Origin of the sequence: Paenibacillus sp. IITD108 (genome assembly GCF_036541265.1) — a bacterium.
Lineage (GTDB): Bacteria > Bacillota > Bacilli > Paenibacillales > Paenibacillaceae > Pristimantibacillus.
In genome coordinates this window covers 1-358 of the sequence record NZ_JAZHCT010000100.1, presented here as the reverse complement: position 1 = coordinate 358, position 358 = coordinate 1, and the positions used below count along the sequence as shown (strand labels likewise).

General features: G+C 44.7%; 1 protein-coding gene. It reads left to right on the top strand.

What is annotated here, in order from left to right; all coding sequences use genetic code 11:
- Positions 1 to 110: 110 nt before the first annotated feature.
- Positions 111 to 358: IS110 family transposase (locus V1L65_RS28670; RefSeq protein WP_331702771.1), on the top strand; the 248-nt coding region annotated here is incomplete at its 3' end.

Sequence of the window (358 nt, the reverse complement as noted above, 5' to 3'; positions counted from 1 at the left end):
TAAACATTCCTGTAGGTGCTAAGTTTTAGACTTGGACAAAAAAAGGGGCGCCTCGTATGATAGGGTGTGACGGGTCGGATGCCCTAAAAACCTATCAGGAGGCGCTTATTATGAAGTTTACAGGAAAAGCTGCAATAAATCAACGGATTGAACGAATTACCAATCAACATGCTGTAGTCGGGATCGATATTGCCAAAGACGTACACGCGGCTCAAATGATAGATTTTCGCGGGCGGGAATTGGCACGTCGCCATCTTAGTTTTACGAACACGCGAGAAGGATTTGAGAAGCTGGTTAAATGGATGCATGAAGTAGGCTCCTCTCATAATAAATCCTCGTTCCTTATTGGTATGGAGCC